Here is a 13,378-nt window from a genome sequence, read left to right on the forward strand (position 1 = left end):
ACAGAACGTTTGATGCCGGAGGGCATCGCGAAGGATCGCTACGAACCGGTCAAAAACGCTCGTGTCTAAGCGCCCAATCCCTCAAACAGGATCGTCGAGAGATAGCGCTCGGCGAAGGAGGGGATGACGACGACGAGGTTCTTGCCCTTGTTCTCGGGCCGCGAGCCGACGACGATCGCCGCTTGCAGGGCGGCACCCGACGAGATGCCGACCGGCACACCTTCGAGCCGAGCGACGAGCCGTGCATTGGCAACCGAATCCTCGTTCGAGACCTTGACGATCTCGTCATATATCGTCGTGTCGAGGATTTTTGGCGCGAAGCCGGCGCCAATGCCCTGGATCTTGTGCGGGCCTGGCTGGCCGCCCGACAGCACCGGCGAGGCTTCCGGCTCGACGGCGACGACATGCACCGAGGGCTTGCGCTTCTTCAGCACCTGGCCGACGCCGGTGATGGTGCCGCCGGTTCCGATGCCGGCAACGAAGATATCGACTTCGCCATGGGTGTCGTTCCAGATTTCCTCGGCCGTGGTGCGGCGATGGATTTCCGGATTGGCCGGGTTTTCGAATTGCTGCGGAATGACAGCGTCGGGCAGCGTTGCCGCCAGCTCGTCCGCCTTGGCGATGGCGCCCTTCATGCCTTTCGGCCCTTCGGTCAGCACCAGTTCGGCACCGAGCAGCGCCAGCATCTTGCGGCGTTCGACGGACATGGTTTCCGGCATGGTCAGGATCAGCTTGTAGCCCTTGGCGGCGGCGGCAAAGGCGAGCGCGATGCCGGTATTGCCCGAGGTCGGCTCGATCAGAGTGGTCTTGCCGGGCGTGATCCTGCCCGAAGCCTCCAATGCCTCGATCATCGACACGCCGATGCGGTCCTTGACCGAGGCGATCGGGTTGAAGAATTCGAGCTTGGCCAGCAGATTGGCGACGACACCCTTCTCCCTAGCGAATTTATCAAGCCGCACCAGCGGTGTGTCGCCGATCGTCTCGGTGATCGAATTGTAGATGCGGCCACGGCCGGGCACGTGTGTGGGGGTGGCGGGCTTGTTCATTGATTTTCCTCCCAAAGGTCAAGCGGCAAGAGTCGGGGCGGGCATAGGATAGAGCCATCCACCGCGCAAGATAGGCTGTCGATCGAAAAATATCCGAGTGAAGTTCGTGCTGAATACCCCCGCCCTTGCAAGGCGTGGCAATCGTTGGGCGGATTGGTGAAAGAGATCTATTGGCGGGCGGCAATTGCCGCGGCCGCACCGACCATGAAGCCGGCGGCGGTGCGGTTGAGTGCCCTCAGCGCCCGCGGCGACTTCAGGAACCAGCGCGCCTTGGCCGCCAGCGCCAGATAGGGCACCAGCACCACGAGCAGGACGACGATCGTGATCGCGACCAGGATGCCGTAATCGGCCAGCGTGATCGTCTTCAGATCGACGATGGTCGGGGTGATGGCGAGATAGAAGATCATCGTCTTCGGATTGCCGAGCGTGACCGCGAGGCCGGCTACGAAGCTGGATGCCAAGCCGCCCTTGCCTTTCTTCGCCTCTACCGTCTCCGGCGTGATGCCGCTCGTCCAGAAACGCCAGCCAAGAAAAGCGAGGTAGGCGACGCCCAGCCATTTGATGGCCAGGAAGACAATGCCGAAGGTTTGTGCGACGAAAGCCAGGCCGAGCACCACGGCAGTGAGATAGGTCAGGTCGCCGAGCATCAGCCCGAACGACATGGCGAGCGAAGAGCGGAAGCCGGAACCCAGCGCACGCGCAACAAGCGCGGTGACGCCTGGGCCGGGGATGGCTGCGGCGATGCCGAGGGCGGCGCTATAGGCGAGGAACCCGGTGAGTGTCATGATTCGCGCTTGTCGCACAATGTTGAGGTTGGGTGAATTCCCTCGGCCCGAATTCGATTGCGCCAGCGCAGCAGGCGCCACCGCCGTTCAGGAGCGGCCGTCTTCGTAGGTAACGCGCCAGATGGTGCCGTTGCCGTCCTCGGTGACGATCAGCGAGCCGTCCTTGGCCATCGCGACACCGACCGGGCGGCCCCAGACGGCGTCGTTCGAGATGACGAAGCCGGTCATGAAGTCCTCATATTCGCCGGTCGGCTTGCCATCCCTGAATTTGAGCCTCACCACCTTGTAGCCGGTCCTGGCGCCACGGTTCCACGAACCATGCATGGTGACGAAAGCGTCACCTTGGTAATCCGTCGGAAAGTTCTTGCCGTCGTAGAAGGCTATGTTCATCGGCGCCGAATGCGCCTGCATCAATACATCGGGGACAGTGGCCTTGCCGGCGAGGTCTGGCCGCTCGCCCTGATGGCGGGAATCCTCGTTATTGCCGATGTAGTACCAAGGCCAACCATAGAATCCGCCGTCCTTGACCGCAGTTGCAAATTCGAACGGCACGTTGTCGCCGAGTTCGTCGCGCTCATTGACGACGCACCACAATGCGCCGGTGGCGGGCTGCACAGTCATGCCCGTACAGTTGCGCAGGCCGGTGGCGACCGTTCGGGGGTTTTTCCCATCCGGATCGAAGGCGAGCACGTCGGCACGGCCGTCCTCGGAGCCCCAGGCCGCCCCGAGCGGCTTTGATTTGGCCCAGGCGTCGAGGCCGCTATCCGGCTCCTTGCCTATGTCCTCGGCGACGTTCGAGGCGGAGCCAACCGACAAATAAAGGGTTTTGCCGTCCTCCGAAAAGGCGATGTCGCGGGTCGTGTGACCGCCCGACGGGATTTTGGCGACAATGGTTTCTGGTTTGCCGGATGTCTTCAGGTCGCCGTCGCGATAGGGGAAGCGGACGATGCTGTCGCTGTTGGCGACATAAACCCATTGCGGTTTGTCTCCTGGCGGATAGAAGGCGATGCCGTAGGGATAATTGAGCCCCTTGGCGAAGATCGCTTTCTCGATGGGCTTGGCGCTGCCCTCGGCGAGACGATAGACGCGTATTTGGTCGGCATGGCTGTTGGCAACAAACAGGTCGCCATTCGGAGCGACGCGCACGACACGTGGATTGACGATGCCGGATGCGATCATTTCAGCCGAAAAGCCCGGCGGCAATTCTGGCTTGGCGCTTTCGGGCCGTTCCGCCACGCCGGCGCCGTTCGAAGCGGATTGGGCGGGGTCGGCTGCCGGCATGTCTTGCGGCCCGATCAGGCGGCGGACGCCAGGCCTGTCGGCGTGCCAATCGCCGAACGCGGCTTCGCCTTTGAGCACATTCTGGTCCGCCTGCTGGGCGGCTGCCGGTGTCGCAACAAGGAGGGCAGCGGCAACGGCCGCAAAGCCGCCAGATCGGATCATCAACGTCCTCCGGGATTCGCCTCGAACAGGGCAAACGGCATCAGGCATTGATCGTTCCAAGCGGTCGTCCAGCACACGAGGATTTGAAGCCGAACCCGTTCAGTTGCCAGAGGCGTAAAAGTCGTCGTCGAGGCGCTTTTCCAGCGCGACCAGATCGGCCGGCAGCGGCAAACCCATCGCCCGCATCTCTTGCAGCTTCTCGCGCAACTGCTCTTGCACCTCGTGCTGATCCTCTGGCTGGTTGATCATTTCTTCGAGCAGCAGACTGATCTGGGCCTTGAACGATTCCAGCGCCATTCTTTTCTCCTCCTTGCGGCAGGCCCGCGGCGGCTCCTAGCTCAGCATGCGCGAAATCAGCTGCGCGGTATAGTCGACCATCGGTACTATGCGCGCATAATTCAGCCGCGTCGGCCCGATGACGCCGAGCGCACCGACGACGCGTGCGTCCTTGTCGCGATAGGGCGCCACTACCAGCGAGGAGCCAGACAGCGAAAACAGCTTGTTTTCCGAACCGATGAATATACGCACGCCCGGGCCTTCCTCGGCGAGGTCGAGAAGCTGGATCAGCCCATCCTGCGTCTCCAGATCCTCGAACAGATGCCGCAACAACTCTATGTCGGCCTGGGCAGTGACGTTTTCCAGGAGATTGGCGCGGCCGCGCACGATAAGCCGCCCAGGCACGCCGCTTTCAGCGCCTGCCCAGACCGCCAGGCCCTTCTCGACCAGATCCTGCGACAGCGTGTCGAGGGCTGCCCTGGTCTCTTCCTTGATGCGGGCGATCTCGACCCGCGCCTCGGCCAGGGTGCGGCCGCGGATATGGGCGTTGAGGAAGTTGGAGGCTTCGTGCAATTGCGAGATGGTGATGCCGGCGGGCAGATCGATGACGCGATTTTCGACGTCGCCGTTCTGCGAGACCAGCACGGCCAGCGCCTTGGTCGGCTCGAGCTGGATGAATTCGATGTGCTTAAGCGCCACCTCATTCTTGGCGGCGAGCACGAGGCCGGCGCCGCGCGACATGCCGGACAGCATCTGGCTGGCCTCGGTCAGCATATGCTCCAGCGTCGCGCCCGAGCCGGAGGCGCGCACCTGCGCCTCGATGGTGCGGCGCTCCTCGTCGGAGAGGTCACCAAGTTCCATGAAAGCATCGACGAAGAAGCGCAGGCCTGCCTGGGTCGGCAGCCGGCCAGCCGAAATGTGCGGCGCATAGATCAGACCGAGATGCTCAAGGTCGCTCATCACATTGCGGATGGTGGCCGGCGACAGCGACGACGGCAGGATGCGCGACAGGCTGCGCGAACCGACCGGCTCGCCATCCCTCAAATAGGAATCGACGATGCGCCGGAAGATGTCGCGCGAACGCATGTCGAGCGATTGAAGCGCGGGCGATTGCAGCGCGTGCGACGGGAGCACGTGCGACTGCGAGCCGGGATCGACTGCCTTTGTCATTTCGAGCCAAACCTCCGCCCCGAAGATATAGACTTCCGCGGCGGCGGCGCAACCGGTCCATTTTCCTTTGCGCCTCACGTCCCGTGCGGCTACAAGCCGGCCAAGATTCCCCGGCCAAGATTCCGAAGAAAGAAAGAAGCCTGAATGCGCCCTTCCAAACGCCAATTCGACGAAATGCGCCCCATCTCCTTCGAGCGCGGCGTCTCCAAGCATGCGGAAGGCTCGTGCCTGGTGAAGTTCGGCGACACGCATGTGCTGTGTACGGCCAGCCTGGAGGAAAAGGTGCCGGGCTGGATGCGCAACTCCGGCAAGGGCTGGGTGACGGCGGAATACGGCATGCTGCCGCGTTCGACCGGCGAGCGCATGCGCCGCGAGGCTTCGGCTGGCAAACAAGGCGGCCGCACGCTGGAGATCCAGCGGCTGATCGGCCGCTCCCTGCGCGCCGTGGTCGATCTGCAGGCCCTCGGCGAGCAGCAGATCACCGTCGACTGCGACGTGATCCAGGCCGACGGCGGCACGCGCACCGCTTCGATCACCGGCGGCTGGGTGGCGCTCTACGACTGCCTGCGCTGGATGGAAGCCCGCCAGATGGCGAGCTTGGGCAAGGTGCTGAAGGATCATGTCGCGGCGATCTCCTGCGGCATCCATGATGGTCAGCCGGTCATCGATCTCGACTACATCGAGGATTCCTCGGCCGGCACCGACGCCAATTTCGTCATGACCGGCAAAGGCGGCATCGTCGAGATCCAAGGCACGGCCGAGGGCGAGCCGTTCTCGGAAGAGCAGTTCGCGGCGTTGATGGAGCTCGCCAAGAAAGGTATTCAGCGCCTGGTCAGCTTGCAGCAAATGGCGGTGGCTTAGCTGCCTTCAATATTGATGAGATTGGCGATCCTGTGACTCCTTCCGCAATCCTGGAATCAGCACTCTACGTGACGGACCTTGCTGCCGCGGAACGGTTCTATTCGGGCGTGCTCGGGCTCGATCTGCTCGGCAAGGTCGATGGCAGGCATCTCTTCTTCCGCTGCGGCGACGGCGTGCTGCTTATCTTCAATGCCGAGGCGACCAAAGTGCCGCCGCCGGCCGACGCCAAGGTCAAAGTACCGCCGCATGGCGCGGTCGGCGAGGGCCATCTTTGCTTCGCCGCAAGCGCGGATGAAATCCCACGCTGGAAAGCGCATCTCGAGGCGAAAAAAATCGCCATCGAAAGCGAGTTCGAATGGCCGCAGGGCGGCTGCTCGATCTATATTCGCGACCCGTCGGGCAATTCGATCGAATTCGCCGAGCCAAGAATCTGGGGCACCTGATGCATTCGCCAGCTGTTCATTCGCCAACTGTTCACTCGCTTGACGGGCATAAGATCGTCGTCGCCAGCCATAACGCCGGCAAATTGCGGGAATTCGCCGATCTGATGGCGCCATTCGGCATAGAAGCGAAGTCCGCAAAGGAATACGGCTTGCCGGAGCCGGACGAGACCGGCACCACTTTCGAGCAGAACGCCCTCATAAAAGCCTTGGCTGCCGCCAAGGCCACTGGATTGCCGGCGCTGTCGGACGATTCCGGCCTGTGTGTCGATGCGCTCGACGGCGCACCCGGCGTCTACACCGCCAACTGGGCTGAGACGCCGGACGGCTCCCGCGACTTCGGCATGGCCATGCAGCGCACGGAAGTGGCCTTGCAAGAAGTTGGCGCGATCACGCCTGCCCAGCGCAAGGGCCGCTTTGTCGCGGTCATCTGCCTGGCCTTTCCCGATGGCCAGGCGGAATATTTTCGCGGTGAGGTCGACGGCACGCTGGTGTGGCCGCCACGCGGCGAGCTCGGCTTCGGCTACGATCCGGTGTTCTTGCCCAACGGGTTCGAAAAGACCTTCGGCGAGATGAGCGCGGAGGAAAAGCATGGCTGGAGGCCCGGCCAGCCAACCGCATTGTCGCACCGTGCCCGCGCCTTCCAGAAATTCGCCCAAGCCCGATTGGCCGCCGCATGACCATGCTGCTCGACCGCAGGCCTGGTTTCGGCGTCTACGTCCACTGGCCGTTCTGCGCGGCCAAATGCCCCTATTGCGACTTCAACAGCCATGTCCGCCACCAGCCGGTCGACCAGGAGCGTTTTGCCCGCGCCTTCGAGACCGAGCTGGCGACGATGCGCGGTCGCACCGGGCCGCGCGAGGTGACCAGCATCTTTCTTGGCGGCGGCACGCCGTCGCTGATGAAGCCGCAGACCGTGGCGGCGGTGCTGGATGCCGTGGCGAAGAACTGGACGGTGCCCGACGGCATCGAGGTGACGCTGGAGGCCAATCCTTCCTCCGTCGAGGCCGAGCGCTTTCGCGGCTATCGCGCGGCCGGCGTCAACCGGGTGTCGCTTGGCGTGCAGGCGCTGAACGACAAGGATCTGCGCTTTCTCGGCCGTTTGCACAATGTCGATGAGGCCCTGCATGCGATCGGCCTGGCGCGCGAGATTTTCCCACGGTTGTCCTTCGACCTGATCTACGCGCGACCCGGCCAGACGCCTGAGGCGTGGCAGACGGAGCTCGAGCAGGCGATCGGCCACGCCGCCGACCATCTGTCCCTGTACCAGCTGACCATCGAGGAAGGCACGCCGTTCCATGCACTGCATGCGGCCAGGAAATTCATCATTCCAGACAATGAGCTTGCCGCCGATCTCTACGCGCTGACGCAGGAGATCACCGCCGCACACGGACTGCCGGCCTACGAGATTTCCAACCACGCCAGGCGCGGCGCCGAAAGCCGGCACAATCTCACCTATTGGCGCTATGGCGAATATGTCGGCGTCGGTCCCGGTGCGCACGGCCGCTTCGTCGAGAGCGGGCGGCGCGTGGTGACGATCGCCGAGAAAATGCCGGAGACCTGGGCCAATCTGGTCGAGGCCAAGGGCCATGGCGTTACCGGCGGCGAGATCCTGACGCGGTCCGAAGAGGCCGACGAGTTCCTGCTGATGGGACTGAGGCTGGCCGAAGGCATCGACCTTTCCCGCTATGAGGCATTTTCAGGGCGCGGCCTGTCGACGGCACGGCTGTCGGTGCTGCAGGACGAAGGCCTGGTGGCGCCAATCGGCAATGCCCGCCTGCGCGCCACGCCGGCCGGCATGATCGTGCTCGATGCGGTCGTGGCGGATCTGGCCAGATAGCACGTTGAAGAACGTTCTCTTCATCTGCAGCCAGAATCGCTTGCGCAGCCCGACGGCGGAGCAGGTGTTTTCCAAGCGGCGGGACATCGAGGTCGCTTCGGCCGGCACCAATCACGATGCCGACACTCCGTTGACGCATGAACTCGTCGCCTGGGCCGACATCATCTTCGTGATGGAAAAAACGCACCGCGCCAAACTGCAGCAGAAATTCAAGACAAGCCTGAAAAAGGCTCGAGTAATCTGCCTCGATATTCCCGACGACTATGCGTTCATGGACCCGGCTCTGGTGGGCCTGCTGGAGGCGCGTGTCTCCAAGTATCTGGGTTGAATGATACGTCGCGGGGCATCGCAACCGCGCTTCGAGAACTGCCTCGACCAATCACTAAGGTTTGCGGGGGTCAAGCCTCGTGCTTGTGGCGGTGTTTGGCGCGATCTTTTTCGCTGGTCTCTCCGGAACGGGCCGGCTTGATCTCGCTTTTGTCACGCGAGGCATGGTGCTGGTCGTCTGTGGGATGTGATGCTGCACCGTCGCGGGCGCTTTTTGTTTCGAGGCGGGTGATGAAAATGTCGAATCGATTGGGCATCGTCCGGTCAGTGCTCCGTCGTGCTGTCGGTTTCGGTTGCGGGCTTGCTCTCTGCCGATCGCTGGCGTGCAAGCGGCTTCTTGGCTCTGCCATCTACGGCTTCGGCAGGCCGGGCCGAAGAGCATGGCGCGGCAAAGCGCTTGCGGCCGGCATAGTAGGGTTCGAAAACGTCCTGTATCGCCAGGCTGTCCATCCTGCTCCTCCCGAGATCAGGGGTAAAATTCGCCGGCAACGGTTTCGTTCCCTACTATGGCGAAGGCATGGCGGCCGGTTCACATCGGCATCCCTTTTAGAACCCGGGCGTTCGCAACCCAGACTTTTGCAACCAAGCGTGAGCCGTGCCAAACAGGGTCGAACGGAGTTGTGCAGGTGACCGGCGAATTGGCCAAACGCAGTTATGTGGTCGGACAGACCGAGATTGCCGCCCGGCCGCTCGAGCCGGCGCTCTATCTGGTGGCGACGCCGATCGGCAATCTTGCCGACATCACGCTTCGCGCGCTGGAAACGCTCGCCGCCGCCGATATCGTCGCCTGCGAGGACACACGTGTCAGCCGCGTGCTGCTCGATCGCTATGGCATCCGCCGCCGCACTACCGCCTACCATGAGCATAATGCCGACGAGGCCGGGCCGAAGCTGATCGCAGCACTCCTGGCCGGGCAGAGCGTGGCGCTGATCTCGGATGCCGGCACGCCGCTCATCTCCGACCCCGGCTACCGGCTGGTCGGCGAGGCGCTGGAACGCGGCATTCGTGTCGTGCCGATCCCCGGCCCATCAGCAGCACTTGCCGCTTTGACGGCATCCGGCCTGCCTTCGGATGCCTTTCTGTTTGCCGGCTTCCTGCCGGTGAAGACCGGGCAGCGGCTGACGCGGCTGGAAGCGTTGAAGGCGGTGCCGGCAACGTTGATCTTCTTCGAATCACCGCGCCGGCTGGCCGAGACGCTCAATGCCATGGTCGAGGCACTGGGCGGTGTCCGCAAGGCGGCGATCGGCCGCGAGCTGACCAAGACTTTCGAGGAGATGCGGACCGGCACCCTGCAGTCGCTTGCCAGCCACTACGCCGCCGCAGACACGCCGAAAGGCGAAATCGTTATTTGCGTCGGCCCGGCCGATGCGGTCGCTGATGAGCCTGAAGACATCGACCGGCTTCTGCTTTCGCTGGCCGCCGAGATGCCGGCCTCCAAGGCAGCGGCGGAAGCCGCCAAGATGACGGGTGGCCAGAAGCAGGCGCTCTACCGGCGGCTGCTCGACCTCAAGAATGCCGGAAGAGATGGAGCCGGCGGAGACGGCGATGGCTGAACGGCCGAGCGCCAGCCGGCAAAAGGCCTACCGGCGCGGCCATCACGGTGAATGGCTGGCGGCAGCGGCGCTGATGCTGAAGGGCTATCGGATTTTGGCCCGCCGCCACCGCACTAGGTTCGGCGAGATCGACCTGATCGCGCGGCGCGGCGATCTGGTACTGATCGTCGAGGTCAAGGCGCGCCGCACGCTGATGGAGGCAATGGAAGCAGTCGGCCGCGAATCGGAGCGCCGCATCGAGGGTGCCGCCGATTTCTGGCTGTCGCGCCAATCCGACTACGGAAAATTATCGGTGCGCTTCGACATGGTGGCGGTGCTGCCGTGGCGCTGGCCGGTGCATGTCGAGAACGTTTTCTACGGGCGGAGCTAGGCTATTCCCGAAGTGGGGCCGGTTTTGCTGCGATCTCCGGTTCAGATCATGTTGCCTGTCGTCTCGTCGATGGGAACAAGGAAGTCGTGCCGTTTGCTGACCTTCGATGCGCCGCGCAAAGCGGACGTCCGGCAGGAGGCGTTCGGGGTTTTTCGTCGGCAGCCCTCGATCATGTGCCGGCGCTCACCTGCGTTCGCTCAATTGTTCAGTTTGTCTACCTGACTGGAATAAAAGCGTTCCGGCGTTGTTCTCCAATCGTCCTGATGTTCGACGGGCTGGTTCAAATGCCGGCCAGGGCAGTCCTCGTGGCAGCTATGCGAGGACAAGGGATGGCGAGGCAAATGGATCCTGACGATCTCAACCCGGAACGGATCGTCACCGTGTTCGGCGGAACCGGCTTTCTCGGGCGAAGGATCGTGAAGCGGCTCCTGGAAAGGGGTTTCACGGTCCGTGCCGTATCTCGCCATCCGGCTCGCGTGGCACTGGTCTTTTCCCCGATTACAAGGATGCCCGAAGCAGTCGAGGCGGATATATTGGATACGTCCTCGATCGGGTCGGCCATTACCGGATCACAGGTGATCGTGAATGCCGTCAGTCTTTACGTCGAGCAGGGCGTCCAGACCTTTGAACGCGTCCATGTGAAAGCCGCGGCCGATCTCGCTGCCGCGTCGCGCAACGGCGAGGTCGACCAGTTCGTCCAGATTTCAGGGATCGGCTCCGATCCTCAATCGGATTCGAATTACATAAGGGCACGTGGGCGCGGAGAAGTTGCCGTGGAAAGCGCCTTTCCCGGCGCTTTCATTGTGCGTCCCGCCGTCATGACAGGACCTGACGACGCTTTCCTCACGACCATTGTGAGGATGATACGCCTCCTGCCGGTCTATCCGCTGTTCGGCGATGGTGGCACACGGCTTCAGCCGGTCTATGTGGCAGACGTCGCAGAAGCAGTGAGCCGGCTGATCGACGGGCGAACCCACAAGGGTTCATCCATATTCGAATTCGGTGGCCCGCGTATCTATACCTATAAGGAACTGCTTCGGGAGATCGCCCGACAGCTCGATACGCACGTCAAGCTGATGCCGGTGCCGTTTGCGGTATGGAACGCCTTGGCTGGCGTCGCGGAACTCCTCCCGGCCGCCCCCATAACGCGCAGCCAGATCGATCTTATGCGTCAGGATAATGTGGCAGCAATTGACGCGCCGGGCCTGAAGGAACTCGACGTCGAGCCGCGGGACATCGACGAGGTGATCCGCGCGATCGAACAGCGCCGTGGCGCAGGCTCGCACTCGTCTCCATAGGACGGCCCCCTGATCCTGGCGGGAACCTATCGCCGCGCGACAGGTTGGTCGAGCTTGAAGCCAATGAAAGAAGGAAAAGAACTATGGCCAGATGCGATCAATGCGGGAATGACTACGATAAGGCTTTCAAAGTGACGATGGCCGAGGAGACCTACACATTCGACAGCTTCGAATGCGCGGTCCAGAAACTTGCTCCGATATGTCCGCACTGCGCATGCCGGATCATCGGACATGGCGTCGAACAGGATGACATCATCTACTGCTGCGCACATTGCGCCGCGGAGGAAGGTGCGAACGCGCTAACCGATCGCGCGCCTTGACGCACCTCCTTTGGCGTCTCCAGGGCGAGCATTCCGAATGACTGCGCCGGTTCACCCCATACGGCCGGTGCTGCCAGCCCAACGACGACCAGCCGAGGTCAAGGCCGCCGCAGGCTGATGGAGGCAATGGATGCAGTCGGCTGCGAATCGAAGCGCCGTATCGAAGGTGCCGGCGATTTCTGGCTGTCGCACCAATCGGACTACAGAAAATTGTCGGTGCGTTTCGACAAAAGGCAGCGTGCGTCGTCTTGATCGCACCAGAGCTGTCATGTTCTTGCACGTTCAACAACCCGCGTTCGACGGCTCGGTTAGACGCCGTTCCGTGGCAAGTCGGCTCCCGCCTGGACAAGCCGCTCCACGACGGCGGCCACCTCCTCTGGAATGGCCGGTATGGTGCCCGACTTCCGCGTCGATCCGAAATCGAGGCCGGCGAAAAAGAGACCTGGAACAGCGCCGACGCCATCCTCGTGGACGGGCTGGCCGGCTGCATCAAGCGCGCCGGCAAGCCGAACCCATGAGAAATCGCCGGTGAAGCCCGTGCACCAGATCACCGACCTGATGCCGCTCGCCGTCCATTCGAGGGAGCGGATCGGCGGATCGGGCAAGCGCGGTTCAATCGTCTCACCCGGATCGTCCTCTGCCGGTGGCGCATCGAGGCCGGTGCGCTCTATGTACTCGTCAACCAGGCGCTTGGCATTCGCCGAAACCTCGTCGGCAAATCGCATATGGTCGTCGAGTTCGTCGCCGAAGACGAGGCTGCCGTTCTCCACGCCCCTGAAGCGGCCGAGCAGCACCACGCCCTGCGCACTCAGCGATTGCAGGCTGATCGTATGGGTCGCGCCGACCAGCGCGCGGGCCTGCAGCTTGCCGGAGGGGAGGACGAGTTCCTTGCGCGGAACGTCGAGAAAACCGGACAGCGTCAACCATTTAAGTATGTTGCCCCCGCGGTAGCGCCGCACCCAACGGCCGTTGCGGCTGGTCGCCAAAAAGACCACACGTCCGGCCAGCGCCAGATCCTCGGCGATCTGGCCGCCCGACTGGCCACTGCCGACCACTAGCACCGCGCCACTCTCGAACTCGGCCGGGTTGCGATAAGCCGAGGAATCGACTTGGCGAATTGCGGTTGGCAAATCAGTCGACCCCGGTGGCCGGACCTGCCGGTTTTGATCGCCAGTAGCGATCACCACATTGCGCGCCAGAAATGCCCTGTCCGTCGTGGTGATGCGAAAGATCCCATCGTCTCTCGTCAGCTCTTGCACCGGAGTTTGGGTGCTTACCGGCAGGCGGTGCCGCTCGACATAGCCTTCGAGGTATGCGACGAACTCGTGGTGGGTTATCGCGCCCCACGGCTCCGGCCCCTCGTAGGAATCACCGGGTAAGATGGAGCGAATGGTGGGCGAATTCAGTCGAAACGAGTTCCACCGCTGCGTTCGCCACGTCTCGCCGATTCGGCCTCGATCGAGCACGCGGTGGTCGCGGCCCTGCCGTTTCAAGAAATAGCTGACGCCGAGCCCCGCCGGACCGGCGCCAATAACGAGGGCGTCAAGAACTTCGCTCATGCTTTCCCCCTGCCAACCATACGTCCACAAGATCGTATGGCTCGGCGTGGGGCAAGAATAGAGTTCCGGCTGGGATTGCGCTATCCGCGC

At 63.0% G+C, this 13,378-nt stretch carries 16 protein-coding genes; 9 read left to right on the forward strand and 7 right to left on the reverse strand.

The window, feature by feature from the left end; translation table 11 throughout:
* Nucleotides 1–65 precede the first annotated feature (65 nt).
* From cysK to hrcA, 5 genes are all read right to left on the reverse strand, one after another.
* Nucleotides 66–1,046, reverse strand: a complete 981-nt coding sequence (cysK, locus tag NKG60_RS18280) for a cysteine synthase A (protein ID WP_023718844.1) — start codon at nucleotides 1,044–1,046, stop codon at nucleotides 66–68.
* Nucleotides 1,047–1,213: 167 nt separating this feature from the next.
* Nucleotides 1,214–1,831 (reverse strand): LysE family translocator, encoded by a 618-nt coding sequence (locus tag NKG60_RS18285; RefSeq protein ID WP_352491197.1) that lies wholly within the window; start codon nucleotides 1,829–1,831, stop codon nucleotides 1,214–1,216.
* Nucleotides 1,832–1,918: 87 nt separating this feature from the next.
* A complete protein-coding gene (locus NKG60_RS18290; RefSeq protein WP_352975308.1) occupies nucleotides 1,919–3,274 on the reverse strand; it encodes a PQQ-dependent sugar dehydrogenase in 1,356 nt (451 codons plus the stop codon).
* 99 nt (nucleotides 3,275–3,373) lie between these two features.
* Nucleotides 3,374–3,571, reverse strand: coding sequence for a hypothetical protein (locus NKG60_RS18295; protein WP_023678983.1), 198 nt, complete (start codon nucleotides 3,569–3,571; stop codon nucleotides 3,374–3,376).
* Nucleotides 3,572–3,607: 36 nt separating this feature from the next.
* The gene (gene hrcA, locus NKG60_RS18300) at nucleotides 3,608–4,720 is read right to left on the reverse strand and encodes a heat-inducible transcriptional repressor HrcA (RefSeq protein WP_352665190.1); all 1,113 of its coding nucleotides are present in this window, start codon (nucleotides 4,718–4,720) and stop codon (nucleotides 3,608–3,610) included.
* 144 nt (nucleotides 4,721–4,864) lie between these two features.
* Here hrcA and rph point away from each other — a divergent pair, with 144 nt between their 5' ends.
* From rph to NKG60_RS18325, 5 genes are read left to right on the forward strand one after another with little or no spacing between them, the layout of a single operon-like run.
* Nucleotides 4,865–5,581, forward strand: a complete 717-nt coding sequence (gene rph / locus NKG60_RS18305; protein ID WP_352491199.1) for a ribonuclease PH — start codon at nucleotides 4,865–4,867, stop codon at nucleotides 5,579–5,581.
* 32 nt (nucleotides 5,582–5,613) lie between these two features.
* Complete coding sequence (locus NKG60_RS18310; RefSeq protein ID WP_352665191.1) at nucleotides 5,614–6,024, forward strand: VOC family protein; 411 nt, start codon at nucleotides 5,614–5,616, stop codon at nucleotides 6,022–6,024.
* Entirely contained in the window at nucleotides 6,024–6,701 is a 678-nt protein-coding gene (gene rdgB, locus NKG60_RS18315) for an RdgB/HAM1 family non-canonical purine NTP pyrophosphatase (protein ID WP_352975309.1), read from the forward strand. Before NKG60_RS18310 ends, rdgB begins: the two co-directional genes overlap by 1 nt.
* Nucleotides 6,698–7,861, forward strand: a complete 1,164-nt coding sequence (gene hemW, locus NKG60_RS18320; protein WP_352665194.1) for a radical SAM family heme chaperone HemW — start codon at nucleotides 6,698–6,700, stop codon at nucleotides 7,859–7,861. The genes rdgB and hemW overlap by 4 nt, the downstream gene beginning before the upstream one ends.
* Before the next feature lie 4 nt (nucleotides 7,862–7,865).
* On the forward strand, nucleotides 7,866–8,189 hold the full coding sequence (locus NKG60_RS18325; RefSeq protein ID WP_352665195.1) for a low molecular weight protein tyrosine phosphatase family protein: 324 nt from the start codon (nucleotides 7,866–7,868) through the stop codon (nucleotides 8,187–8,189).
* A gap of 263 nt (nucleotides 8,190–8,452) precedes the next feature.
* Here the strand turns inward: NKG60_RS18325 and NKG60_RS18330 are convergent, their stop codons facing one another.
* Nucleotides 8,453–8,638: a hypothetical protein gene (locus NKG60_RS18330; protein WP_352975310.1), complete on the reverse strand. Its 186-nt coding sequence runs from the start codon at nucleotides 8,636–8,638 to the stop codon at nucleotides 8,453–8,455.
* A gap of 176 nt (nucleotides 8,639–8,814) precedes the next feature.
* Here NKG60_RS18330 and rsmI point away from each other — a divergent pair, with 176 nt between their 5' ends.
* The 4 genes from rsmI (at nucleotide 8,815) to NKG60_RS32295 (ending at nucleotide 11,729) form a co-directional block, all read left to right on the forward strand.
* On the forward strand, nucleotides 8,815–9,741 hold the full coding sequence (gene rsmI / locus NKG60_RS18335; RefSeq protein WP_352975311.1) for a 16S rRNA (cytidine(1402)-2'-O)-methyltransferase: 927 nt from the start codon (nucleotides 8,815–8,817) through the stop codon (nucleotides 9,739–9,741).
* Nucleotides 9,734–10,111, forward strand: coding sequence for a YraN family protein (locus tag NKG60_RS18340; RefSeq protein WP_352469370.1), 378 nt, complete (start codon nucleotides 9,734–9,736; stop codon nucleotides 10,109–10,111). The genes rsmI and NKG60_RS18340 overlap by 8 nt, the downstream gene beginning before the upstream one ends.
* Complete coding sequence (locus tag NKG60_RS18345) at nucleotides 10,063–11,409, forward strand: complex I NDUFA9 subunit family protein (RefSeq protein ID WP_352975312.1); 1,347 nt, start codon at nucleotides 10,063–10,065, stop codon at nucleotides 11,407–11,409. Before NKG60_RS18340 ends, NKG60_RS18345 begins: the two co-directional genes overlap by 49 nt.
* A gap of 83 nt (nucleotides 11,410–11,492) precedes the next feature.
* Nucleotides 11,493–11,729: a metallothionein gene (locus NKG60_RS32295; protein WP_502903396.1), complete on the forward strand. Its 237-nt coding sequence runs from the start codon at nucleotides 11,493–11,495 to the stop codon at nucleotides 11,727–11,729.
* Nucleotides 11,730–12,037: 308 nt separating this feature from the next.
* Here the strand turns inward: NKG60_RS32295 and NKG60_RS18350 are convergent, their stop codons facing one another.
* Nucleotides 12,038–13,288 carry a flavin-containing monooxygenase gene (locus NKG60_RS18350; protein WP_352665200.1) on the reverse strand — a complete coding sequence of 417 codons (1,251 nt, stop codon included), beginning with the start codon at nucleotides 13,286–13,288 and terminating at the stop codon, nucleotides 12,038–12,040.
* Nucleotides 13,289–13,378: the final 90 nt, after the last annotated feature.

This window comes from Mesorhizobium sp. M1428 (assembly GCF_040317515.1).
Lineage (GTDB): Bacteria > Pseudomonadota > Alphaproteobacteria > Rhizobiales > Rhizobiaceae > Mesorhizobium.